Origin of the sequence: Streptomyces sp. NPDC007872, assembly GCF_042868165.1 — a bacterium.
GTDB lineage: Bacteria > Actinomycetota > Actinomycetes > Streptomycetales > Streptomycetaceae > Streptomyces.
The window spans coordinates 130,828-153,741 of record NZ_JBIAEA010000005.1 but is presented as its reverse complement, the minus strand read 5'-3'; the positions used below and the strand labels follow the sequence as shown (position 1 = coordinate 153,741).

Annotated in this window: 18 protein-coding genes and 3 tRNA genes; 16 read left to right on the top strand and 5 right to left on the bottom strand. The window is 73.4% G+C overall.

Annotated features, from left to right (window positions below; all coding sequences use genetic code 11):
* Nucleotides 1-50: 50 nt before the first annotated feature.
* Nucleotides 51-653 carry an ATP-binding protein gene (locus ACFYNX_RS19310; protein ID WP_365544610.1) on the bottom strand — a complete coding sequence of 201 codons (603 nt, stop codon included), beginning with the start codon at nucleotides 651-653 and terminating at the stop codon, nucleotides 51-53.
* Nucleotides 654-761: 108 nt separating this feature from the next.
* Nucleotides 762-1,583: a glycerophosphodiester phosphodiesterase gene (locus ACFYNX_RS19305; RefSeq protein ID WP_365544608.1), complete on the bottom strand. Its 822-nt coding sequence runs from the start codon at nucleotides 1,581-1,583 to the stop codon at nucleotides 762-764.
* A 512-nt stretch (nucleotides 1,584-2,095) separates the two neighbouring features.
* Between ACFYNX_RS19305 and ACFYNX_RS19300 the strand changes: the two genes are divergently transcribed.
* Nucleotides 2,096-3,556 (top strand): S1C family serine protease, encoded by a 1,461-nt coding sequence (locus ACFYNX_RS19300; protein WP_388662764.1) that lies wholly within the window; start codon nucleotides 2,096-2,098, stop codon nucleotides 3,554-3,556.
* Nucleotides 3,557-3,661: 105 nt separating this feature from the next.
* A tRNA-Ser gene (locus ACFYNX_RS19295) sits at nucleotides 3,662-3,748 on the top strand.
* 76 nt (nucleotides 3,749-3,824) lie between these two features.
* Here ACFYNX_RS19295 and ACFYNX_RS19290 read toward each other — a convergent pair.
* Complete coding sequence (locus tag ACFYNX_RS19290) at nucleotides 3,825-5,216, bottom strand: hypothetical protein (RefSeq protein WP_388662762.1); 1,392 nt, start codon at nucleotides 5,214-5,216, stop codon at nucleotides 3,825-3,827.
* Between the two features lie 415 nt (nucleotides 5,217-5,631).
* On the opposite strand from ACFYNX_RS19290, the gene ACFYNX_RS19285 reads away from it, so the two are divergent.
* From ACFYNX_RS19285 to ACFYNX_RS19270, 4 genes are all read left to right on the top strand, one after another.
* Nucleotides 5,632-6,147: an O-acetyl-ADP-ribose deacetylase gene (locus ACFYNX_RS19285; RefSeq protein ID WP_388662760.1), complete on the top strand. Its 516-nt coding sequence runs from the start codon at nucleotides 5,632-5,634 to the stop codon at nucleotides 6,145-6,147.
* An 828-nt stretch (nucleotides 6,148-6,975) separates the two neighbouring features.
* Entirely contained in the window at nucleotides 6,976-8,205 is a 1,230-nt protein-coding gene (locus ACFYNX_RS19280; RefSeq protein ID WP_388662758.1) for a DUF1906 domain-containing protein, read from the top strand.
* Nucleotides 8,206-8,353: 148 nt separating this feature from the next.
* Nucleotides 8,354-8,899, top strand: a complete 546-nt coding sequence (locus tag ACFYNX_RS19275; protein WP_125668156.1) for a SigE family RNA polymerase sigma factor — start codon at nucleotides 8,354-8,356, stop codon at nucleotides 8,897-8,899.
* Between the two features lie 191 nt (nucleotides 8,900-9,090).
* Nucleotides 9,091-10,743 (top strand): long-chain fatty acid--CoA ligase, encoded by a 1,653-nt coding sequence (locus ACFYNX_RS19270; protein ID WP_388662756.1) that lies wholly within the window; start codon nucleotides 9,091-9,093, stop codon nucleotides 10,741-10,743.
* A gap of 63 nt (nucleotides 10,744-10,806) precedes the next feature.
* Here the strand turns inward: ACFYNX_RS19270 and ACFYNX_RS19265 are convergent, their stop codons facing one another.
* Together ACFYNX_RS19265 and ACFYNX_RS19260 are read right to left on the bottom strand one after the other, a co-directional pair.
* Nucleotides 10,807-14,637 carry a PAS domain-containing protein gene (locus ACFYNX_RS19265; RefSeq protein ID WP_388662754.1) on the bottom strand — a complete coding sequence of 1,277 codons (3,831 nt, stop codon included), beginning with the start codon at nucleotides 14,635-14,637 and terminating at the stop codon, nucleotides 10,807-10,809.
* A gap of 204 nt (nucleotides 14,638-14,841) precedes the next feature.
* Nucleotides 14,842-15,273, bottom strand: coding sequence for an SSI family serine proteinase inhibitor (locus ACFYNX_RS19260; protein ID WP_365544780.1), 432 nt, complete (start codon nucleotides 15,271-15,273; stop codon nucleotides 14,842-14,844).
* A 312-nt stretch (nucleotides 15,274-15,585) separates the two neighbouring features.
* Here ACFYNX_RS19260 and ACFYNX_RS19255 point away from each other — a divergent pair.
* The 10 genes from ACFYNX_RS19255 (at nucleotide 15,586) to ACFYNX_RS19210 (ending at nucleotide 22,897) form a co-directional block, all read left to right on the top strand.
* Nucleotides 15,586-15,676, top strand: a tRNA-Ser gene (locus ACFYNX_RS19255).
* 213 nt (nucleotides 15,677-15,889) lie between these two features.
* A tRNA-Arg gene (locus tag ACFYNX_RS19250) sits at nucleotides 15,890-15,962 on the top strand.
* Between the two features lie 184 nt (nucleotides 15,963-16,146).
* Nucleotides 16,147-16,407 (top strand): hypothetical protein, encoded by a 261-nt coding sequence (locus ACFYNX_RS19245; RefSeq protein WP_388662752.1) that lies wholly within the window; start codon nucleotides 16,147-16,149, stop codon nucleotides 16,405-16,407.
* A 133-nt stretch (nucleotides 16,408-16,540) separates the two neighbouring features.
* Entirely contained in the window at nucleotides 16,541-16,906 is a 366-nt protein-coding gene (locus tag ACFYNX_RS19240; protein ID WP_388662750.1) for a PH domain-containing protein, read from the top strand.
* Between the two features lie 126 nt (nucleotides 16,907-17,032).
* A complete protein-coding gene (locus ACFYNX_RS19235) occupies nucleotides 17,033-17,857 on the top strand; it encodes a BRO family protein (protein WP_388662748.1) in 825 nt (274 codons plus the stop codon).
* A gap of 91 nt (nucleotides 17,858-17,948) precedes the next feature.
* On the top strand, nucleotides 17,949-18,818 hold the full coding sequence (locus ACFYNX_RS19230; protein WP_388662746.1) for a DUF2797 domain-containing protein: 870 nt from the start codon (nucleotides 17,949-17,951) through the stop codon (nucleotides 18,816-18,818).
* A 176-nt stretch (nucleotides 18,819-18,994) separates the two neighbouring features.
* On the top strand, nucleotides 18,995-19,330 hold the full coding sequence (locus tag ACFYNX_RS19225; protein WP_365544579.1) for an antibiotic biosynthesis monooxygenase: 336 nt from the start codon (nucleotides 18,995-18,997) through the stop codon (nucleotides 19,328-19,330).
* Complete coding sequence (locus ACFYNX_RS19220; RefSeq protein WP_388662744.1) at nucleotides 19,317-20,300, top strand: amidohydrolase family protein; 984 nt, start codon at nucleotides 19,317-19,319, stop codon at nucleotides 20,298-20,300. Before ACFYNX_RS19225 ends, ACFYNX_RS19220 begins: the two co-directional genes overlap by 14 nt.
* Before the next feature lie 200 nt (nucleotides 20,301-20,500).
* Nucleotides 20,501-21,205 carry a response regulator transcription factor gene (locus ACFYNX_RS19215; RefSeq protein ID WP_185893301.1) on the top strand — a complete coding sequence of 235 codons (705 nt, stop codon included), beginning with the start codon at nucleotides 20,501-20,503 and terminating at the stop codon, nucleotides 21,203-21,205.
* A gap of 96 nt (nucleotides 21,206-21,301) precedes the next feature.
* A complete protein-coding gene (locus tag ACFYNX_RS19210) occupies nucleotides 21,302-22,897 on the top strand; it encodes a sensor histidine kinase (RefSeq protein ID WP_388663390.1) in 1,596 nt (531 codons plus the stop codon).
* Nucleotides 22,898-22,914 lie beyond the last annotated feature (17 nt).

Genomic DNA, 22,914 nt, shown 5'->3' with positions numbered 1-22,914 from the left:
GCCGCGCCCGGGGACCGGCCCGATCACGAGAGCCGGTCCCGGACCCGGGATCAGTCCAGGTCGTCGTACGCGTCCAGGAAGTCGAAGCTCGAACCGCCGCCGACGTGCGTCGCGAAGTCCTCGCGCCGGTGCCCTTCGGTGACGACCACCCAGACGGTGACCTCGCCGGCCGCGCTGTCGCGCACGCCCCAGTCCTGGGCCAGCGCGCTGATGATGTTCAACCCGCGGCCGCCCCGCGCCGTGACCGAGGGCGTCGACGGGACGGGCCGCGTCGGACCGCCGCCGTCGGTGACCTCGACCCGCAGGCCGCCCGCAGGATCGACCCGCCAGGCCGCCCGTACGTCCCCTTCGCCACGATCCGCCCGCCCCAGCGGCCTGCCGTACCGGCAGGCATTGCTGAGCAGCTCGGAAAGGATCAGTACCGCGTCGTCGACGACCGATTCCGCGACCCCGCTGCGGTACAGCTCGTCCCGCATCCGGTGCCGCGCCTCACCCACGCCCGCAGGGCCATGGGGTACGGCCATGCTCGACGACGTGGGCACCTCCTGTGCCACCACCAACGCCACCCCCGAGACCTCCTTTGCCCCACGCCACGGTGTGAATGCCCCGATGACCTGGACCGGAAACCGGCCAATCCGCGTGGGATGAGGCACTCGTGACGATCGCGTACGGACGGAACGCGCCGGTGCACTCCCTGTAACCCCTGATGTGCCCTTTGTCCCCTGGGGCGAATGGGACGGAAGTGACGAAAGAGGAGGGGGTCAGCCCCGGCCCAACTGGTTCAGTACCTGCTTCGGGCGGTTGGTGATGATCGCGTCCACGCCAAGACGCTCGCAGAGCTCGACGTCCTCCGGCTCGTCCACCGTCCAGACGTGCACCTGGTGTCCGGCCTTCTGGAGCCGCAGGATCACCGCCGGGTGGTGCCGCACGATCCGGACGGAGGGGCCCGCGATGCGCGCGCCCGCGGGGAGCCGCCCGTCGCGCAGCCGGGGCGAGACGAACTGGGCGAGGGAGACGGTGGGCAGCGTCGGTGCGGCGGCGGCGATCCGGTGCAGGGAGCGGGCCGAGAAGCTCATGATCCGTACGGCGGAGTCCTCGGGGGACGCGGGCGCGTGGAGGTCGAAGCGCTTCAGGAGCTGGAGCAGCCGCTCCTCGACCTGGCCCGCCCAGCGGGTGGGGTGCTTGGTCTCGATCGCCAGCTCGATCCGGCGGCCGGTGTCGGCGACCAGCTCCAGGAGGCGTTCCAGGGTGAGGACGGAGGTGGACCCGGGCGCCCGCCGGTCGGGGCTCTCCGTCGACTCGACCCGGCCCTTCCAGGTGCCGAAGTCGAGCTCGGCGAGGGCGGCCAGTTCGAGGGTGGAGACGGCTCCGCGGCCGTTGGAGGTGCGGTCGACGCGCCGGTCGTGCACACAGACCAGATGCCCGTCGGCGGTGAGCCGGACGTCGCACTCCAGGGCGTCGGCGCCGTCCTCGATGGCCTTCACATAGGCGGCCAGGGTGTGTTCCGGTACGTCCTCGGACGCTCCGCGGTGGGCGACGACCTGGACGGGGGCGCGGTTCGGTTGCTGCCGTGCGTGAGTCACCGCGTCATGGTGCCATTGGCGGGGCGTGGCGGGCACACCGGGACTGTCCGTTCTGTCCTTTATAAAGGAAGCAGTGCGAATGCACAGCTCCGTCTTACAGCGGCCTGACGTCCGGTGGGAAAAGCTGGTCGCAGCACCCTGGAGCCGGAGCGGCCACAACCTCACGCGGTCGGGAAGAGTCACACGCAGGCATGCTTGATCCGTACGGCGGACACCTGCGGGTATCCACGGCCGGTGTGGGCAGGCGTTCGAAGGCGGAAGGTCGGTCGAAGCGGTCCGAACGGGCCGGGTGGTCCGAGCGGGCCGGGTGGTCCGAGCGGGCCGGGTGGTCCGAACGGGCCGGGCGGTTCGAATGGGCCGGGTGGTTCGAGCGGGCCGGGCGGTTCGAATGGGCCGGGTGGTTCGAGCGGGCCAGGTCGGCCGAGCGAGTCCGACAGGCCGAGTGGTCCGAGCAGTCCGAGTGGTCCGAGCAGTCAACACCAGTTCAACGCAGTCAACGAGGAGAGCGAGCTGTGAGCACCGAGAACGAGGGCCAGGCGGTTCCGGGGGACCCGACTGCTCCGTCCGCCCCTCCGACGCCTCCCGTGCCCCCGTCGGCCCCTCCGGCCCCTGCCCCGGATCCGGCGCCGTCCTCGGCTCCGGCCTCCGAGCCGACCGCGGCGCACCCCGCCCACCCGGCGGACACGAACGCCCAGGGAGCCCCGACGGTCCAGGGAGCCCACGCGGCCCCCGAGGCCCGTGCGGCTCACGCCGCTCACGCGGCCCCGGCGGGCGGCTGGCCGCCGCCCCCGCCGGCCGTTCCCTCCTGGGGCGCCCCGCACGCGCCCGTACCCCCGGCCCCCGCCGCGCCGCGCAAGCGGACCGGCGGCCTCGTGGCGGCCGTCCTGGCGGCGGCGCTCGTCGCGGGCGGCGTCGGCGGAGGCATCGGCTACTGGGCGGCCCAGCGCGAGGACGGCGGCACCGGCTCGACGACCGTCTCCTCGGGCGAGGCTCCGGCCTCCTTCAAGCGCGACCCGGGGACGGTCGCGGCGGTCGCGGCGAAGGCGCTGCCGAGCGTGGTCACCATCCAGGCGAAGTCGGGCGGTTCCCAGGGCGAGGGCGGCACGGGCACGGGCTTCGTGTACGACCAGGAGGGCCACATCGTCACCAACAACCACGTGGTGGCGTCGGCGGCGGACGGCGGCACGCTCTCCGTGACCTTCTCCGACGGCAAGTCGTACGACGCGGAGGTCGTCGGCCGGGCCGAGGGCTACGACGTGGCGGTACTGAAGCTCAAGAACGCTCCGAAGAACCTCCAGCCGCTCCCGCTGGGCGACTCGGACAAGGTGGCGGTCGGGGACTCGACGATCGCGATCGGGGCCCCGTTCGGCCTGTCCAACACGGTGACGACGGGCATCATCAGCGCCAAGAACCGCCCGGTCGCCTCGGGCGACGGTTCCGGCGGCAGCAACTCGTACATGAGCGCCCTGCAGACGGACGCCTCGATCAACCCGGGCAACTCCGGCGGTCCGCTGCTCGACGCGAGCGGCGCGGTGATCGGCATCAACTCCGCCATCCAGTCCACCAGCGGCGGCTTCGGACAGACCCAGGCGGGCTCGATCGGCCTCGGCTTCGCGATCCCGGTCAACCAGGCGAAGAACGTCGCCCAGCAGTTGATCAAGACGGGCAAGCCGGTCTACCCGGTGATCGGCGCGACCGTGAACATGAACGACGAGGGCGAGGGCGCCGAGATCGCCGCCCGGGGCACCGGTGGAGCCTCCTCGGTCACCCCGAACGGCCCCGCGGCCAAGGCGGGCCTGAAGCCGGGCGACGTGATCACCGCCTTCGGCGGCCACCAGATCGACAGCGGCCCCACCCTCATCAGCGAGATCTGGACCCACAAGCCGGGCGACTCGGTGGAGATCACGTACGAACGCGACGGCAAGCCCGCCACGACCACCGTCGTCCTGGGCGAACGCACCGGAGATAGCTGACGCACCCGCGCGCCCGGCTCCGCCGGTAGCGACCCGATGCCCGCCGCCGTCCGGCCTCTCCAGCCGGTACGCTGTAGCCGCTCCGGCCAAGCGGTCCGGAGCGGAGGTGGGTTGCCCGAGCGGCCTAAGGGAACGGTCTTGAAAACCGTCGTGGCAGCGATGTCACCGTGGGTTCAAATCCCACACCCACCGCCGTTGGCGAAGGCCCCCGACCGGAAGGAACCGGTCGGGGGCCTTCGTGCGCCGTCGCCTTGGACGGGGAGCGGGATCAGGGGTGATTGCGGACCGGGGGGTTGTTGAGGCAGAGCGCGATGTTGCGTACGGCCGCGGTGAGTTCCTCGATGACGCGGGCCGCCTGCTCGGCGTTGTGGAAGGCCGGGCGGTCGGTCAGGGTGCGGCTCAGCTCCTCCGCCGCCCGGACGGCGTGGCTCGCGGGGCCCTGGTCCGCGGCGGACGCCGGGTAGGGGTCGGGGAGCGGATAGGGGTCGGACGCCGGGTACGGCTCGGGGTTCGCGTAGGGGTCCGGGGCCGGGTAGGGCTCCGGGTCCGCCCGGTAGCCCTCGAAGGAGGGCGAGAAGGTGCCGGAGCCCGTCGTCCCCACGGTGAGGGCGGCGTGCGCCTCCTCCGCCGGGCGGGGAGCCGTGGCGAGCAGGAGGGCGTGCGAGGCCGGCAGGGGGGCCTGGGAAGCGGCCTGGGGCTGCGGAGTCTGTGCGTGTGGGACCTGGGGCTGAGGGGGCTGTGCGGGCTGCGGGGCGTGCAGGGACGGCAGGGACTGCACAGAGGGCAGGGACTGCGGGATCTGCCCCTGGGACTGGGCGGTCTGCGCCTGCGCGGCCTGGAGGTGCGCCACCTGGGAGAGCTGGGGGGACTGTGGCTGCGCGGCTTGTGGGGGCTGCGGCGGGGACTGGCGGGCCCGGGGGAGCACGAAGTGGTCGAAGCCCGGGAACGCCGACGTGCCGGGGCGCGCGGCCGGCGGCTCGTACTCCTGCTGCCACTGCGCGCGGTAGCACTCCACCTGGTCCTCGCAGGAGGAGCGGGCGTGGAAGACCGCCGTGTCCTCGCCCAGGTCCGGGTACCAGAGGTTGGGCCCGGGGAAACGGACCGTCCGCATACGGGGCTTGATCTGCTCGGCGCACCCCATGCAGCAGCCCTTCGGCACCAGGAACGGGATGCCGCCGCTCTGCTCCGGCCGGCGCGGGCCCTCCTCGCGCGGGTACTCCCCGTGGTGGCAGGGCGGCAGTTCGCCGCAGGCGCGGCAGACCGCGTAGTGCTCGGGGAGCACCTGCCAGTCCTGGCTGGCGGGAGCGCACCAGTGCTTCGGCGCGGACCGGGGCAGGTTGTCGTTGCGCAGGACGAGGACCACCGGGCGCTTGTAGAACTCGGCGCGTTCCGGGGCGGGTTTGACCGCCTGGTTGTTGGCCCGCCGCAGCTCGTTGGCGTGCCACCACAGCTCCACGTGGTCGCGCCAGGCCTTCTCGTACGCCTCCGGCCAGTGGTCGCCCGGGTACCCGGTGATCTCCAGGACGCGCCAGGCCTGCCGGTCGAGTACGACGATGGAGCCGGCCCGCAGTCGCAGATGAGTTCCCTCGCCGCCCTCGTCCGGCCAGTCATGGCGGCCGATGCTGGTGGGCTGGTCAGGGAGCCACCTGCGAACCTGCATGACACGCTCCTCGGCAACGAAACTTCGTAGTTTCAACTGGGGCAGTAAGTGACATTCTGAACAATTTAGGCGTCGGCTCGGGGTTAGACACGCGCACGTCGCAGATCCGTGAGAGCCGGAAACGCCTTTCCCACCGGCTATTTCACCCGTCGTGACCGACCCCGCCCGGATATCGCCACCCTGGTCGTCACGGCGGCCCGGTACCCGCTCCGGGGGCTCCTGACGCCCACCCGAACGTGTGACGTCGCTTCGGCCCGTGTCATCCCGTACGTATGCATCGCGCCGCATATCGGGCCGTCAGCCGTTCCTCGGGGGCGGTCCGGGGGAGGGGAGGTGGTATTGGCGGGGCCGTTCCGCGGGGATCCGCGTAGGGTCCGGAGTTCTTCGAAAGCCCATCGGGAGACAGGAGCGTGGGATGCGGATCGTGCTCGTCCGCGGGGACATCACCGCCGAGGCGGCGGACGCGGTGGTCAACGCCGCGAACTCCTCGCTGCTCGGGGGCGGCGGGGTCGACGGGGCCATCCACCGGAAGGGCGGCCCGGAGATCCTCGCCGCCTGCCGGAAGCTGCGCGCCTCGCAGTACGGCAAGGGGCTGCCGACCGGGTGGGCCGTGGCCACCACGGCGGGGCGGCTGCCCGCCCGGCACGTGATCCACACGGTGGGGCCGGTCTGGTCGCGGGAAGAGGACCGCTCGGAGCTGCTGGCCTCCTGCTACCGGGAATCCCTGCGGGTGGCCGACGAGTTGGGGGCTCGCACGGTCGCGTTCCCGGCCGTCTCCACCGGAATCTACGGCTGGCCGATGGAGGGCGGCGCCCGGATCGCCGTCGAGACGGTGCGGGCGGCCCGCACCGAGGTCGAGGAGGTGCGGTTCGTGCTCTTCGACGAGACGGCGTACCAGGCCTTCGAGGGGGCCGTGGGGGACGTCTCCTAGGGTTCTCGGGGGTGGCGGAGCCATACCCGGGCCGAAACGGGAATTCCGCCGTCCCCGCGAGCCGCTTCTTTTCTTCCGCTCTTCCGCGTGATCCCACCCCGAGCCCACCCCGACCCCGTCCCGCTCCCCCTCCGATCAAGTCCTGATCAAGCCCTGATCGCGCCCTGATCTTGCCTTGAGCGGGTTTATCCGGCTGTCCTCACGCTTGCGAGGGAACGTCCGCTCCGGGACGGTTCGCCGGGGATTCCGTGGGCAATTCTGCATTCGCGACGTCGAGTACAACGGCCGGGGCGGCGGGCCAACTGCCCTGGAAACACGGTTATTTCAGTCACGCTCCACGCTTCAGGCATTCGGCGGGGTTCCCAGGAGCTCCCGGCCCTCGGTTCTCAGTCATCGGTTCTCAGTCATCGGTTCTCGACACCCGGAGGAACAGTCATGGCACGCATCCGCACCGCCCGCGTCGACTTCACCCACATCGCCCAGTCCCTCCCGGTGCTCGGCTTCCCTCCGTGGTGAGGGACGGGGGCAGCGGGGACCGGCCCGAGGGGGGCGATACGACAACGCGAACGCCGGGAGTGAAAGGAGGCACGCGCGGCAGCGCGCACGACAGGGCGAACGGCGGGCCGTGAGGCGGCACTTCGGTACCGGCGAGTGAACCGGGGCGCGGATCGGCGTGCAGGCCGTCGCGCCGGCGGACGCGGGGGCCGGGGCACGGGGGGGGTGGACGTGGGGTCGGGGTTCCCACGTAAGGGTCGTTACCCGGCGCGTACGGCCGAGGCGACGGCCCCAGCGGTGGCCGGGCACGGCGGGCGGCCCTTCACTCGCGTCATGAGCACAAGCACGCCGCCCCGCCCCCGGTCCACCACGTCTTCCGCACCGGCACGTTCGCGGTCCGCGCTTCCCCTCGCCGGGGTGCGGGCCGTGGCCTTCGCCCTGATGGCGGCGGTGGCCGGGACGGCGCTCCTCGACGCCCCGGAGCCGACCGCCGCCCCGCCCCAGCCTCCACCCCGGGCCACCGCCACGGTGGCGGCAGCGGCCGTGAGCACCGCCGGCGCACCCGCTCCCGGCGCCCCCGCAGCGCCTGACGCCTCCGCGGTTGCCGGTACCTCCGCACCCACCGTTACCTCCACAGCCACCCGTACCTCCGCAGAGCCCAGCATCCCCGCAGAGCCCAGCGCTCCCGCAGAACCCGGCGCCCCCGGAAAGCCCGGCTCCACCCTTTCGAACGCCTCCGCCGACTCCGCTCCCGTCACCTCCATCGACTCCGCCCCCGTGACCTCCGCCGACTCCGTCCCCGTCACCTTCACCGGCCAGGCCTTCGACACCTGTGAGGCGCCCTCCGTCGAGACGATGCGGGCCTGGCGGGGTTCGCCGTACGGGGCCGTCGGGATCTACTTCGGCGGGCGGGGCCGGGGCTGCCCCGGTCAGCGGGAGCTCGATTCCGGCTGGGTCGCCTCGGTGCAGGCCATGGGCTGGCGACTGCTGCCCGTCTTCGTCGGTTCCCAGGCGCCGTGCGTCGAGGCCCCCGCCAAGAAGCCCTTCGCCATCGGGTCCGACCCCTGGGGCCAGGGCACCCGGGAGGCGGGTGACGCGGTGCGGGCCGCGCGGGCCCTCGGCCTGGGCACGAGCAGTCCGCTCTACCTCGACATCGAGGCCTACCGGCCCGGTGACGCGCAGTGTGCCGCGACCACCCTCTCCTTCGTCCGCGGCTGGAACCGCGAGGTGCGCCGCCTCGGGTACCTGCCCGGCTTCTACAGCAGCGCGGACACGGGCGTGCGGGACATCGAGGCGCAGCGGAAGGCGGGCACGGCGGACCTGCCGGCCGTGATGTGGTTCGCGCGCTGGCTGGGGAAGCCCGCGCTGGCCACCGAGGCCACGCTCGCCCCGGCGGCCTGGACGCCGCACGCCCGGATCCACCAGTACGCGGGCAACGTCGCCGAGTCGTACGGCGGTCACCGCCTCGTGATCGACCGCAACGCCGTGGACGCCCCGGTGGCCCGCCTCACCACGGTGCGCGCGGGTTCCTCTCCGGCGTTCTCCACCTCCCCCTCGCCGTGACACGGGCCCCGGCCCGACCCTGAGCCGGGCCTCGGGGGCCTCCACCCAGAGGAGGTGGAGGCGTCCTCGCCCCTACAACCTGAGGCGGACGGCGGTTCGGGACCTGGGGCCGATCCGTCGGACACCCCTCCCCTCCTAGCGTGGAGCCATGACTCCGCCACCCTCTGGCCCCGTCTGCGCCGGTGCCTCGCAGTACGCGTCGTACACGACCTTCTCCTCGTACGTACGGGCGCGTGGGCCCGTGCTCCTGCGCACCGCCCGCTCCCTGACCGCCAACCCCTCGGACGCGGAGGACCTCCTCCAGACCGCGCTCGCCAAGACCTTCGTGGCCTGGGAGCGCATCGAGGACCACCGGGCCCTGGACGGTTACGTCCGCCGGGCGCTGCTGAACACCCGTACGTCCCAGTGGCGCAAGCGCAAGGTCGACGAGTTCGTGTGCGAGGAGCTGCCCGAGCCGGTCGGCCTCCCGTCGCCCGACCCGGCCGAGCGGCAGGCGCTGCACGACGCCATGTGGCGCGCGGTGCTCAAGCTGCCGGAGCGACAGCGCCAGATGGTGGTCCTGCGGTACTACGAGGACCTCAGCGAGGCGCAGACCGCCGAGGTGCTCGGAGTGTCGGTCGGCACGGTCAAGAGCGCGGTGTCCAGAGCGCTCGGCAAGCTCCGCGAGGACCCGGAGCTGACTCCGGTGAGGTAGAGCAGCCCCCTCGCACCCTCCCGGATCGCCCCGTACGCCCTTCCGGATCACCCCTCGCACCCTCCCGGTTTTCTCCCGGCGCCAGTGATCACTGGCAATTTCCCTACTCCCGGGTAGTGACATACCGCTCGGTACGTGCGCAGAATCTCCACACCCCTACTGCCACGTAGCGCCCACCGGGAGGACGCCCCGTGTACAGCACCATGCAGGACGTACAACTGACCGTGAGCCGCATCCTCGAACACGGGATGAGGATCCACGGGAAGTCCACCATCACCACCTGGACGGGCGAGCCCGAGCCGCAGCGCCGCACGTTCGCTGAGGCCGGAGCCCGCGCGCACCAGTTGGCCAACGCCCTGCGCGACGAACTCGGCGTCACCGGCGACCAGCGGGTCGCCACCCTCATGTGGAACAACGCCGAGCACGTCGAGGCGTACTTCGCGATCCCCTCCATGGGCGCCGTCCTCCACACCCTCAACCTCCGTCTTCCCCCCGAGCAGCTCGTGTGGATCGTCAACCACGCCGCCGACCGGGTCGTGATCGTCAACGGCTCGCTGCTCCCCCTCCTCGCCCCGCTGCTCCCGCACCTGCCGACGGTCGAGCACGTCGTCGTCACGGGCCCCGGCGACCGTTCGGTCCTGGCCGGCGCGGCCCCGCGCGTGCACGACTACGAGGAGCTGATCGCCGGCCGCCCCACCACGTACCACTGGCCCGAGCTGGACGAGCGCACGGCCGCGGCCATGTGCTACACCTCCGGCACCACGGGCGACCCCAAGGGCGTCGTCTACTCCCACCGGTCGATCTACCTGCACTCGATGCAGGTGAACATGGCCGAGTCGATGGGCCTCACCGCCAAGGACACGACCCTGGTCGTGGTGCCGCAGTTCCACGTCAACGCGTGGGGGCTCCCGCACGCCACCTTCATGACCGGCATCAACATGCTCATGCCGGACCGCTTCCTCCAGCCGGCCCCGCTCGCCGACATGATCGAGCGCGAGCGGCCGACCCACGCCGCCGCCGTCCCCACCATCTGGCAGGGACTGCTCGCCGAGGTCACCGCCCGCCCGCGCGACCTCTCCTCCATGGCCCAGGTCACCATCGGCGGCGCGGCCTGTCCGCCCTCCCTCATGGAGGCGTACGACAAGCTCGGCGTCCGCCTCTGCCACGCCTGGGGCATGACCGAGACCTCCCCGCTCGGCACGATGGCCCACCCGCCGGCCGGACTCACCGCCGACGAGGAGTGGCCCTACCGCGTCACGCAGGGGCGCTTCCCCACCGGCGTCGAGGCACGGCTCGTCGGCCCCGGCGGCGAGCACCTGCCCTGGGACGGCGAGTCGGCCGGCGAGCTGGAGGTGCGCGGCACCTGGATCGCGGGCGCGTACTACAACGGCGTCGACGGCGAACCGCTCCGGCCCGAGGACAAGTTCAGCGAGGATGGCTGGCTCAAGACCGGTGACGTCGGCGTGATCAGCACCGACGGCTACCTCACCCTCACCGACCGCGCCAAGGACGTCATCAAGTCCGGCGGCGAGTGGATCTCCAGCGTCGAGCTGGAGAACGCGCTGATGGCGCACCCGGAGGTCGCCGAGGCCGCCGTCGTCGCCGTGCCGGACGAGAAGTGGGGCGAGCGCCCGCTCGCGACCGTCGTCCTCAAGGAGGGCTCGACGGCGGACTACGAGACGCTGAAGGCCTTCCTCGCCACGGAGGGCGGCATCGCCAAGTGGCAGTTGCCGGAGCGCTGGGCGATCGTCCCCGCCGTGCCGAAGACGAGCGTCGGCAAGTTCGACAAGAAGGTCATCCGCAAGCAGTACGCGGAGGGCGGGCTGGACGTGACCCAGCTCTAGGGGCCGGGACGCGAGGAGGGGGAGGGCGCCCGGCGCCCTCCCCCTCTTTCGTGCCGATGCGTACTAGTTGGTGCCGATCTTCGCGAGCAGGTCGACGATCCGGGCCTGAACCTCGGCGCTGTTCGACCGCTCGGCGAGGAAGAGGACCGTCTCGCCGGAGGACAGCTTCGGCAGCTCCTCCCCGACGAGGTCGGCCGAGGTGTAGACGACGAGCGGGGTGCGGTTGAGCTGCCCGTTCGCCCGCAGCCAGTCGATGATCCCGGCCCGGCGGCGGCGCACCTGCATCAGGTCCATCACCACCAGGTTCGGCCGCGTCTGCGTGGCGAGCGTGACCGCCTCGGAGTCCGTGGCCGCCCGCGCCACCTGCATCCCGCGCCGCTCCAGGGTGGCCGCGAGCGCCTCCGCGATGTCCTCGTTCTCCTCGATCAGCAGGACCCGGGACGGGTGCTGCTCGCTGTCGCGCGGCGCGAGCGCCTTGAGGAGCACGGCCGGATCGGCGCCGTACGCCGCCTCGCGGGTCGCCTGCCCGAGCCCGGCCGCGAGCAGCACCGGCACCTCGGCGGCGACGGCCGCCTGGCGCAGGGACTGGAGGGCGGTACGGGTGATGGGGCCGGTCAGCGGGTCGACGAAGAGCGCGGCCGGGAAGGCGGCGATCTGCGCGTCGACCTCCTCGCGGGAGTGCACGATCACCGGCCGGTAGCCGCGGTCGCTCAGCGCCTGCTGGGTGGAGACGTCGGGCGCGGGCCAGACGAGCAGCCGGCGCGGGTTGTCGAGGGGCTCCGGGGGCAGCTCGTCGTCGACGGGGCGCGGGGCGGGCCGGTTGGCGACCTCGACCGCGCCGCCGGGACCGTCGAGCGGCTCGGGACCCTCGGCGGAGCCCTCGGCGGGCGCTCCTATGGCGTACGCCCGGCCCTCGGAGGCGGCCTCCGCCCGGGACTGCGCCTCCGGATGCGCCGGGGCCGTCGTCTGTGCCGGTGCCTGGGTCTGCGGGTGCGGCTCGGCCTCGGTCCCGGTCGGCGCGGGGAGCGCCGTCGGGGCCGGCGGGTCGACCTCGGGCGGGGTGGCGAGCTTGCGCCGCCGCCCGGAGCCGTTGGAGGGCGCGGCGGGTACGCCGGGCGTGACGGGCGCGACGGCCGCACCGGGCGCGGCCGGAGCCGGAGAGGTCGCCGGTACCGGGGCCGGGTGGGCCGGGGAGGCGGGGGCCGGGGGCACGAAGGGGACGCCCTGCCCGAGGGTCCGGACGCTGAACGCCCGCCCCTGGGTGGACTCCCTGGACATGGGCAGCTCGGGCGGCAGCGGTACGGAGCCGGTGCCGGTCCCGTTGCCGGGCTGCGGCTGCGGCTGCGGTTCCGGAGCCGGCGGCGCTACGGCCCTGCGCCGTCCGGTCGGCCCGGCGGGCGCGGGCACAGGACCGGTCGCGGGGTCGCTCGCGGGCAGCGGAACGGAGGCGCCCGGCGCCTGGGCGTGGACGTGCGGGTGGGGCTGCGGCGGCGTGTGGTCGGCGCCCGGGACGCCCCGTACGGCCTCGTGCTGCCCCTCGTCCGAAACCGGCAGCGGACCGACCGGACCGATCGGACCGGTCGACGGACCGGCAGGCATACCGGCCGAAGGACCAGCGGGCATACCGGCCGGCGGGCCGGTCACCGGTGCGGCGGGCAGGGGCACTTCGCGGTCGGCGTCGGCGGGCGGCAGCGCGAACGGGGTCCGGGGGCCGGCCTCGGCCGCGGCCGCCCGCTCCTGCGCGGCGGCCAGCGCGCGCCGGCGGCGTCCGCTCGGCTGCGCCGGAGCCTCTTCGGAAGCGACGGCCGGCAGGGCCAGGGCGGGGGAGGGAGCGGGCGCGGGAACGCCCGCGGGGTCGACGGCGACGCCCTGCGGCGGCACGGCCGCGCCGAGCGCGGCACGCCCCTGCGCCCCCTCGGCGGCGGTCACGACGGAACCCTCGGCGGGCCGCCCCCGACGGCGCCCGGTGGGCTCGACGGGCGAAGCGGCAGGGGAGACCGGGGCGGCCGGGGAGGCCTGCACGGCCGGGCCCCCGAGGGCTGTGGGCGCGTTCTGCTGGGCCGGGATCAGATCGGCCGCGGCGGTTCCTCCCGTACGGGCACGGCGGCGCCCGCTGGGCTCGGCGCCGGACGGGGCGTCGCCCCCGGTCGCGACCGCGCTCTCCAGGAAGGCGTCCGTCGAGCCGCGCCGGGCACGTCGTCGTCCTCCGCCCGCCTCCGTGTCCGGGGCGGGAGCGGCGGCGGGGGGCTCGGCGACCGGCGCCGAGGCCTGCGCGGGCAGCGCGAGGGCCTCCCGGCCGCCCGTCTGCGCGTCGTTCCGGGGAGCGGGCGCCGGGACCGTGCCCCGGCCCGCGCCGATCGGCACTTCGAGGACGTACGCGCCGCCGCTCGTGCCCGGCACCTCGTGGGTCTGCACGACGCCGCCGTGCGCCGCCACGATCCCGCGCACGACGGGCCCGTGGACCGGGTCGCCGCCCGCGTACGGGCCGCGGACCTCGATCCGTACGACATCGCCGCGCCGCGCGGCCGCCACGACGATCGTGGAGTCGGCGGGCCCGGCGCCCGGGACGGCGGCCCGGTTCCTGCCGGTCGCGTCGACGCCCGCGACGTCCGCGACGAGGTGCGCGAGGGCGGTCGCGAGCCGGGCCGGGTCCACCTCGGCCTCGATGGGCGGGGTGTGCACGGCGAACTGCGCGCGGCCGGGACCGATCAGCTCGACGGCCCCGTCGATGCCGGCGGACACCACCCCGTCGAGGAGCGTGACGCGCTTGTCGAGCTTCTCCGCGCCCGCGTCGAGCCGCTGGTAGCCCAGGACGTTGTCCACGAGCGCCGTCATCCGGGCGTACCCGGCGGTGAGGTGGTGGAGGACCTGGTTGGCCTCGGGCCAGAGTTGTCCGGCGTCGTCGGCGGCGAGGGCGCCGAGCCGGGTGCGCAGCTCCTCCAGGGGACCGCGCAGCGACTCGGCGAGGACGGCCGTGAGCTGCTCGTGGCGGGCGGCGAGCGAGGCGTACCGCTCCTGCTGGGCCTCCCGTTCCGCCGCCGCGCGCTCGGCGCGATCGGCGAGCTCGGCGGCGTGCTGCTCGGCGAGCTGCTCGTACGGCCTGCGGTCGGTGAAGGTCATCACCGCGCCGACGAGCTGGTCCCCGTCGCGCACCGGAGCGGTCGTCAGGTCGACCGGGACCCGCTCGCCCTTCTTCGTCCACAGGACCTGCCCGCGCACGCGGTGCTTCCGCCCGGACTTGAGGGTGTCCGCGAGCGGCGACTCCTCGTACGGGAAGGGTTCGCCGTCGGCGCGCTTGGCGAGGATCAGCGGGTGCAGCTCCCGGCCGCCGAGCTCGCCGGCGCGGTGGCCGAGGATCTGCGCGGCGGCGGGGTTGACGAGGACGACCCGGCCGTCGGTGTCCGTGCCGACGACGCCCTCGGAGGCGGCGCGCAGGATCATCTCGGTCTGCCGCTGCGAGCGGGCGAGTTCGGCCTCGGTGTCGAGGGTGCCGGTGAGGTCGCGCACGACCAGCATGAGCAGCTCGTCGCCGGTGTAGCCGCCGTACGAGTCGTAGGCCTCGCGGCCGTCCTCCAGGCTGGCGCTGGTCACCTCGACGGGGAACTCGCCGCCGTCGGTGCGGCGGGCGACCATCCGGGCCGGCTTGGTGCGGCCCTGCTCGTCGGTGTTGTCCGGGCGGCGCATGGAGCCGGGGATGAGGCGCGAGTCGAAGTCCGGCAGGAGGTCGAGGAGGCCGCGCCCGACGAGGGCGGTGCCGGGCGTCTCGAACATGCCGAGGGCGATGGTGTTGGCGTTGACGACCGTGCCGTTGCAGTTGACGAGCACGAGGCCGTCGGGGAGGGCGTCGAGTATGGCTGCGAGGCGAGCAGCGCCTCGGGATGGCCTGCTGCTCACGACGACGCTTCCTCCCTGACGCACTGCACGCGCTTGGCCTGTCGACCGGCCGGCCCCATCTTGCCCCTCGGACCGTGGCCTGTCACTGAAGGGAGTCTAAGGGAGCCTCCGGCCGGCACTCCCGGACGTCGCCCCCGACCGCCGTCCCCACACGGCATCTCCGCACGTCATCCCCGTACGCCACCTCGTACGTCACCCCGGGCGTCATCCCCGGACGAGGGGAAGGACGGGTTCCAGATTCTCCCAGCGGTCGATCTCGCACCCGTTCGCGCGGGAGAAGCGGGCGTCGACCTCGTGGCCCCGCCAGGTGCCGGTCACCCGTGCGAGGACGGGCCCGCCGTACACCTGTGCGCACATCCGGTCCTCGGGGACGGGCCGGAACGGGTCCTCGTCCGCCGCCGCGAGCCGGTCCAGGCGCTCGCAGGCGCGCTCGGCGGCCGGGTGGTCGCCCCCGGGCCGCTCGCCGCACCTCAGCTCGAAGGTGCCGTCGGCCTCGGGGTGGCCGCTTCCGGAGATCGCCACGGTCAGGGCGTCGGGCGCCGGCGCCGGGAACAGCGGCAGCGGCGGCAGGGGCCCGAGACCGGCGGACCCGGCGGCGGTGGTGGCGAGGGTCGCGAGGACGAGGCGGCGCAGCATGCGGATCTCCAGGAGCGCGGGAGCACGGGAGCACGGCGGACACGGGTGCACGGCGGACACGGCGGCACGGGCGCACGACGCGCCCGCCCCGTCTAACGCTCCGGACGCGACGGCGTTGCGCGGAGGGGGAGTGCGGGAGGGAGCGCGGAGGGCGCGGAGGGGGAGTGCGCCGGGCGGGCGCGCGGGCCCGTACGCGCGCCGGTGGGCTTTGCCCTGGACCCCGGAGGGCTAGTACGGTGAGAATCGATTGGTGACAGCCGGTTCGCCTGTGTCATCATCTGCACGCACCACCCGCGCATGCGTGAGGTGCATGGAGGCGTCGCCTAGTCCGGTCTATGGCGCCGCACTGCTAATGCGGTTTGGGTCTTAAAGCCCATCGAGGGTTCAAATCCCTCCGCCTCCGCCCCACACCGAAGCCCCGGCCCCAAGGCCGGGGCTTCGGCCGTTTCCCGGGACCCGCCCTCCGCGCCCCCGGCACTCCCTGTCGCGACGTTTCCGCAGGTCACAAGGGGTGGGGCAATCGGATTTCACATGGCGGCGGCAGTCATGTAATGTTCTTCCTGTCGCCGCGAGCGGGTCGAAAGACCGGGGAGCGAAGACGAAAACCAAAGAACAAGCACTCGTAGCTTAACGGATAGAGCATCTGACTACGGATCAGAAGGTTGCAGGTTCGAATCCTGCCGAGTGCACATGGACGAGAGGCCCGGACGAGAGTCCGGGCCTCTCGCGTTGTGCGGCGCATGGCGGAGGCCGGCGGTGCCATCGGCCGCGGCGAGGGGGAATTGCCCGTACCCGCTCGCGGGTCGGCCTGGCATCATCCTCGGACGGCCGCCGGTCACGGCGGTTCTCAGGGGAGGGGATGGGGCTGTGGTCGTGGGTGTCGCGCTGTTCGTACTGGGGCTGGCGGGCACGGTGTGGGGGGCGATGTTCCTCTTCAACGTGCGGGGCGCGGCGGACAAGGCGGTCGTGCGGCGCAACGCCGTCAGGACCGTGACCGCGGCGCGGACGCTGGACATGGGGCTGACGCGGCCGTCGCGATTCGGCGCCTGGTTCTTCCGGCTCACGGGCGGCGTCGTCTTCCTCTTCTCGCCCGTGCTCGCGCTCGCCGGCCTCGTCGTCGCCACGCGCGGATGACGGCCTGATCCGCGCGTCCCGTCGACGGGCCGCCCCTCGGGGGAAGGGCGGCGTGGACGGGGCAGCCGTGCTTCTCGGTGGTGGGGCGGTTAGGGTCGAGTGATCGTTCTTCCGTCGTACAGGGGGTTGGGACATGGCGCTCTTCGGGAACGCGCACGCGATCGATCCGGCGCAGGCGCAGCAGGACTTCGCGCGGCTGCTCGGGCAGGGGGAGCAGGTGCACGCCGCGTCCCTGCTGATCCGGGACACGATCTTCTTCACCGACCGGCGGCTCGTGCTGGTCGACAAGCAGGGGATCACCGGCAAGAAGGTCGAGTACCACTCGATCCCGTACCGGAGCATCACCCACTTCGCCGTCGAGACCGCCGGCACCTTCGACCTCGACGCCGAGCTGAAGATCTGGATCTCGGGCAGCCAGCTCCCCGTTCAGAAGACCTTCACCAAGGGGGTCGACATCTACGAGGTGCAGGCGATCCTCACGCAGTTCGTCGCCAAGTAGGCGGTACGGAGCGGGGGAAGGGCCCGGAGGAATCCTCGGGCCCTTCCCCTTTTGGGTGAACCTGTCTTATTTGCATGTCAGTTGAATATGCCTTCGGACTAGCTTGCGAAACGGAGGTGATGGTCGATGGACGCGATCGACATCGATGACGTGGTGTACGCCGCCACCGGGGAGCGCCTGCGGAGGCTGACCGCGTCGGACGGGACCCACTGGTTCCCGGTGGTGGACGTGGCGAAACGGCTGGGGTACGCGGGGACCAGGGAGGCCCTGCGGACGGTGGCGCTGCCCGAGGAGTGCCTGGCGTCCGCGCGGGAGGTCGCCGGCGACGACGCGTACCTCCGCCGGTGCGGGGTCCGCGCGTCGGCGCGAATGGTGAGCCTCCAGGGGCTCGTCCAGCTCGTCGGGGCCTGCCGGAGACCGGAGGCCGGACCGTTCCGGGCGTGGGTGGCCGAGGTCGTGGCGTCGGTCCAGCGCTACGGCGGGTACGGGCTCGAACCCTCCCCGGTGCACGCCGGTTTCCTGCTCCCGCCGGAACTCGTCGACGTCCTCGTGCGCCTGGAGGGGCGGTTCGACGAGGGAACCTTCGCGCACGCCGAGCAGGTCGAGTACGCGGAGCTGCTCCGCGAGACCCGGCAGAGCCTCTCGAGGGTCGCCGAATCCCTCGAGCGGCTCGCCGTGCCCCGCCAGCGCACCGGCTCCGCCGTCGCGCTCAGCCCGCAGGAGCTCGTCGAGTCCTGGGCCATCACCGGGGACGTGCGGACGGTCGCCCGTTGTCTCGCCCCCGGGCTCGTCCGGGGCGGGGTGCGCTACCGGACCCAGGACGTCACCCGCCGCACCGGCCTCTCCGGCGAGCGCGTCCGCGACTGCGTACGGCTCCTCCTCGAACGCGGCTGCATGAGGCAGGTCGGGGAACCCGATCCGGACGGGACGCGGATCTACGTCCTGCCCTGAGTCGCGGCGCTTCGACGCGGGAGTGCCGGACGGTGGCTCGGCGGAGACTGGACACCCGGAGCGTACGGAACGGGGTCGGGGAGGCGTGGGCGTGGAGTGGCGGTGCCGGGGGATCACCTGGAGCGGCGGAGTGCCGGGGCTGCGGTGGCAGGGCGGGAAGGTCAGCGCGCTCGCGTACGGGCAACCGCTCGCCTTCCGTGCTGCCGGGGTACGGCGCTGCCCGGGTGCCCGGGGCAACCCCTGCCCCCTGGAGGCCGCCGTCCCCGGCCGGGCCACCGGCGGGCGGTGCGCGGAGTGCGCGCGGCTCGACCGGGCCCACTCGGTCGCGGCCGACACCGTCGCGGACGACCCCCAGCCGTACCGCGTCTACCTGGCCTGGTTCGGGCCCGGCATGACCAAGGTGGGGATCACCGCCGAGGCCCGGGGCGAAGCCCGGCTCCTGGAGCAGGGAGCCGTCGCGTTCAGTTGGCTCGGCCGGGGACCGCTGATGGCCGCCCGGCGCACCGAGGAGGTCCTGCGGCAGGCGCTCGGCGTGCCCGACCGGGTGGCGTACGAGCGCAAGCGGGCCGCCCGGCAAGCACTGCCGCCCGCCGCCGACCGGGCCGGGGAGGTCGAGGAGCTGTACCGGCGGGCCCGGGAGGTCGGCGGCTGGACCGAGACCCTGGAGCCGCTGGAGTTCGCCCCGCGCGACCACGCCGGGGCCTTCCACCTCGACGGGCTGCCGCCGCTCGCCGGCACGGTCACCGAGCTGACCGACGGCGGCACCGTCACCGGGCGGCTGCTCGCCGCCGCCGGACCCGATCTGCACCTCCTCGCCCCCGACGGGCGCTGTCTCGCCCTCGACACCCGGCTCATGGGCGGCTGGGTCCTCCAGAAGGCCGACGGAGGAGACGGCTTCTCCGTGCCGGTGACGGCGGCGGCTCCTGCGGACGATCCGAACGAGCAGGGGGAGCTCTTCTGAGAGGACCCTTCTGAGACGGCCCTTCTGAGACGGCTCGTCGGGGCGGTTGCCCGAAGGGCCTCACCGCCGCCCTGCCCTGCTGCGCCCTGCCCTGCCCTGCTGCGCTGCGTAAAGTCTTGGATCCCTTTGGCCGAGGGCCGTGGACATCCCCGCCCGGCCCCCACGAGGGTGATCGCATGACCCCGAAACTGGTGGCGGGCATCGAACCGCCCTACTACACCGCTGTCTTCACCTCGGTTCGGCCCGACGCGCCCGAGGGGTACGCCGAGACCGCCTCCCGGATGCAGGCGGCCGTCGAGGCGATCCCCGGCTACCTCGGTTACGAGTTCGCCCGCACCCCCGGCGGCATCGGCATCACCGTCGCCTACTTCCGCGACCTGGAGTCCCTCGACGCCTGGCGCCTCCACAGCGCGCACCAGGAGGCCAAGGCGCACGGGCGGGAGCACTGGTACGACAGTTACAGCGTCCACATCGGCAGGGTCGAGCGGAGTTACGGCTATGAACGCGCATGACGGTGCGAGCGAGTACGACGGCACGAAGACGCACGGCAGCACGAACGCGCACGGCAGCACGAACGCGCACGGCGGTACGGGCGGAGAGGTCGGGCTCGTCGACATACCCGCCCTCCTCGCGCGGCTCGGGATCCCCGGACTCGTCGACGTGCACACGCACTTCATGCCGAAGAACGTCCTCGACAAGGTCTGGGCCTACTTCGACGCCGTCGGTCCGCTGACCGGTCTGGAGTGGCCCATCACCTACCGCGAGGAGGAGGACCGCAGACTCGCCCTCCTGCGCGGGTTCGGAGCGGTCGCCTTCACCGCGATGCTCTATCCGCACAAGCCCGGCATGGGCGCCTGGCTGAACTCCTGGGCCGCCGACTTCGCCGCCCGTACCCCCGACTGTCTGCACACCGCGACCTTCTTCCCCGAGCCGGGGGTCGACGCCTATGTCCGGGAGGCGCTCGACGCCGGGGCCCGCGTCTTCAAGGTGCACCTCCAGGTCGGAGGGTTCGACCCGAACGACGAACGGATCGACGGGGTGTGGGGGAGCCTCGCGGACAGCGGCACCCCCGTCGTCGTCCACTGCGGCTCCGGGCCCACCCCGGGGAACTTCACCGGCCCCGGCCCCATGGAGCGGCTGCTCGCCCGCCACCCCCGGCTGCGGGTGATCGTCGCGCACATGGGGATGCCCGAGTACGGGGACTTCCTCTCGCTCGCCGAGCGGCACGAGGGCGTCCACCTCGACACCACCATGGCGTTCACCGACTTCAGCGAGCGGCTCGCGCCCTTTCCCGAGGAGGAGCACAAGCGGCTGCTCGACCTCGGCGACCGCGTCCTCCTCGGCTCGGACTTCCCCAACATCCCGTATCCGTACGCCCATCAGCTCCACGCCCTCGAACGGCTCGGGCTCGGGGACGACTGGCTCCGGAAGGTGCTGTACGAGAACGGCGCCGCGATGTTTCACGTGAAACCGGCTCGATGAGCCACAGAGCGTGCTGTTTCACGTGAAACCGGCCCTGGTGGACGCTCGTCGACGGCGGCCGTTTCTCAGGGAATTCACAGGAAAGCGCAAGGGGCCTTTCAGTGGCGGTGGTCAGCCTGGGTGCCATGACCGTCACCTCACACCGTACGAGCAACCGCGCCGGCACCCGTACCGGTGCCCGCACCGGCACCCGCGCCGACATGCTCCGCGCCGACGGGACCGCCGTCCGGGTCCTCGTCGTCGACGACGAGGCCTCGCTCACCGAACTGCTCTCCATGGCCCTGCGCTACGAGGGCTGGCAGGTCATGAGCGCCGGGGACGGGGCCACCGCCCTGCGTTCCGTGCGCGAGTTCCGGCCCGACGCCGTGATCCTCGACATGATGCTGCCCGACGCCGACGGGCTGAGCCTGCTCGGTTCGATCCGGCGCGAGATGCCCGACGTCCCGGTGCTCTTCCTGACGGCGAAGGACGCCGTGGAGGACCGGATCGCCGGGCTCACGGCGGGCGGCGACGACTACGTGACCAAGCCCTTCAGCCTGGAGGAGGTGGTGGCCCGGCTGCGCGGCCTCATCCGCCGGTCCGGGGCCGCGCAGGCGCGCAGCGAATCCCTGCTGACCGTCGGGGACCTGACCCTCGACGAGGACAGCCACGAGGTCACCCGGGGCGGCGACTCGATCCACCTCACGGCGACCGAGTTCGAGCTGCTGCGCTACCTCATGCGCAATCCGCGCCGGGTGCTCAGCAAGGCGCAGATCCTCGACCGGGTCTGGTCGTACGACTTCGGCGGCCAGGCCAATGTGGTCGAGCTCTACATCTCCTATCTGCGCCGGAAGATCGACGCGGGGCGCTCCCCGATGATCCACACCCGGCGCGGGGCGGGTTATCTCATCAAGCCGGGGGAGTAGCGGCCGGTGTCCCACGCTCCACGGCCGCCCCGAGGCCTGCGGCTGTTCCGAGAGCTACGGCCGTCCCGAGGCCTGCGGTCGCTCCGGGATGCGCGGCTGTTCCGGGGCGCGCGGCCGCTCCGGGGTGCGCGGCGGCCGTGGTCGCTGCGCACCCGGCTCGTCGTGTCGGCGGTCGCGCTGATCGCGGTCGTCGCGGCCGTCATCGGCACGGTCACGACGATCGCGTTCCGTTCGTACCTGTACGACCAGGCCGACGAGCAGGTCCGGGGGCTGTCCCAGCGGGCCGCCGGGCCGCCCGTCGTCATGTCCGTGCCCGATCCCGGCCGGGGCCGGGAGCCGTTCGCCTTCCTCGGCGGTCCGGGCGCCCCGATAGGGACCCTCGGCGCGGTCCTCACCGACGGCGAGGTCACCTCCGCCGGGTACTCGACGGAGGTGCCCGGCACCAGCGGTACGGACGGGCCGAGGTTCCCCGTCGAGGAGCTGGACGCGGAGCAGCGGGCCGCCCTCGCCGCCGTCCCGCGCGACGGCGAGCCGCACACCGTGGAGCTGCCCGGCGGCCTCGGCTCCTACCGGGTCGCGTCCGCGGAGGGCAGCCGGGGCGCCTTCCTCACCGGCATCCCGCTCACCGAGGTCGACGACGCCCTCTCCACCCTCGTCCTGGTCGAGCTGAGCGTCACCGGTGCCGGGCTCGTCGCGGCCTCGCTCGCCGGGACCGTGCTCGTCGGGGTGGCCCTGCGTCCGCTGCGGCGGGTCGCCGCCACCGCCCGCCAGGTCGCCCGGCTCCCGCTGCACAGCGGCGAGGTGGCGCTCCACCAGCGGGTCCCGGAGACGGAGGCCGATCCGCGCACGGAGGTCGGCCAGGTCGGCGCGGCCCTCAACCGGATGCTCGACCACGTCCACTCGGCCCTCGACGCGCGCCAGCGGAGCGAGACCCGGGTCCGGCAGTTCGTCGCGGACGCCAGCCACGAGCTGCGCACCCCGCTCGCCTCGATCCGGGGGTACGCGGAGCTGACCCGGCGCGGCCGCGAGGAGTGCGGGCCCGACACCCGGCACGCGCTCGGCCGGATCGAGTCGGAGGCGACCCGGATGACGGGCCTGGTGGAAGACCTGCTGCTGCTCGCCCGGCTCGACGCAGGACGCCCCCTCTCGTCCGAGCCCGTCGACCTCGTCGCCCTCGTCCTGGACTCCGTGAGCGACGCCCGCGCCGCCGGGCCCGACCACCACTGGGGCCTCGAACTCCCCGAGGACGGGGCGGAGGTGCGGGTGCGGGGAGACGGCGCCCGGATCCAGCAGGTGCTCGTCAACCTCCTCGCCAACGCCCGTACCCACACCCCGCTCGGCACCGGGGTCACCGCCCGCGTCCGCGCGGAGGGGACGGACGCGCTCGTGGAGGTCGAGGACGACGGGCCCGGCGTCCCGGAGGCGCTCCTGCCCTCCGTCTTCGAACGGTTCGCGCGCGGCGACGCCTCCCGCTCCCGCACCGCCGGCTCCACCGGCCTCGGCCTCGCGATCGTCCGCGCGGTCGTCCTCGCCCACGGCGGCGGGGTGACGGTGGCGAGCGCCCCCGGCCGGACCGTCTTCACCGTCCGGCTGCCCCTGGGCCCCGACCGGCGGCCCGGGGCCGGACAGGACCCGGACGACGGCCCGCGCGAAGACTCACAGGCGGGGCACAGGCTCAGCACACAGGCGTGACAGCCGCCCCGGCGAGG

Bases quoted from the DNA above. Each gene is read 5' to 3' on its own strand.
- ACFYNX_RS19290 (WP_388662762.1), bottom strand. From the start codon at position 5,216: ATGCAGGTTCGCAGGTGGCTCCCTGACCAGCCCACCAGCATCGGCCGC.
- ACFYNX_RS19285 (WP_388662760.1), top strand. From the start codon at position 5,632: ATGCGGATCGTGCTCGTCCGCGGGGACATCACCGCCGAGGCGGCGGAC.
- ACFYNX_RS19280 (WP_388662758.1), top strand. From the start codon at position 6,976: ATGAGCACAAGCACGCCGCCCCGCCCCCGGTCCACCACGTCTTCCGCA.
- ACFYNX_RS19275 (WP_125668156.1), top strand. From the start codon at position 8,354: ATGACTCCGCCACCCTCTGGCCCCGTCTGCGCCGGTGCCTCGCAGTAC.
- ACFYNX_RS19260 (WP_365544780.1), bottom strand. From the start codon at position 15,273: ATGCTGCGCCGCCTCGTCCTCGCGACCCTCGCCACCACCGCCGCCGGG.
- ACFYNX_RS19240 (WP_388662750.1), top strand. From the start codon at position 16,541: ATGGCGCTCTTCGGGAACGCGCACGCGATCGATCCGGCGCAGGCGCAG.
- ACFYNX_RS19235 (WP_388662748.1), top strand. From the start codon at position 17,033: ATGGACGCGATCGACATCGATGACGTGGTGTACGCCGCCACCGGGGAG.
- ACFYNX_RS19225 (WP_365544579.1), top strand. From the start codon at position 18,995: ATGACCCCGAAACTGGTGGCGGGCATCGAACCGCCCTACTACACCGCT.
- ACFYNX_RS19220 (WP_388662744.1), top strand. From the start codon at position 19,317: ATGAACGCGCATGACGGTGCGAGCGAGTACGACGGCACGAAGACGCAC.
- ACFYNX_RS19215 (WP_185893301.1), top strand. From the start codon at position 20,501: ATGCTCCGCGCCGACGGGACCGCCGTCCGGGTCCTCGTCGTCGACGAC.